At 51.6% G+C, this 275-nt stretch carries 1 rRNA gene; it reads right to left on the bottom strand.

The features are described from left to right. Positions 1–154: 154 nt before the first annotated feature. Positions 155–275, bottom strand: a 16S ribosomal RNA gene (locus GO007_RS28870); the annotation flags it as partial.

Below are 275 nucleotides of genomic sequence, written 5' to 3'. Positions count from 1 at the left end.
CCCTAGGGGATTCGAACCCCTGTTACCGCCGTGAAAGGGCGGTGTCCTGGGCCTCTAGACGAAGGGGACACTGAAGTCTCAATCGCAAGACGCCTTGCTATTTACTTTTCATCAGACAATCTGTGTGGACACTACAAAGGCAGGTTCTTTCAGGTAAGGAGGTGATCCAACCGCAGGTTCCCCTACGGTTACCTTGTTACGACTTCACCCCAGTCATGAATCACAAAGTGGTAAGCGCCCTCCCGAAGGTTAAGCTACCTACTTCTTTTGCAACC

Source organism: Klebsiella sp. 10-1, assembly GCF_009758445.1.
In the GTDB taxonomy this organism is placed as follows: Bacteria; Pseudomonadota; Gammaproteobacteria; order Enterobacterales; family Enterobacteriaceae; genus Klebsiella; species Klebsiella scottii.
The sequence above is the reverse complement of the archived record's forward strand: the minus strand, read 5'-3'. Positions and strand labels throughout refer to the sequence as shown.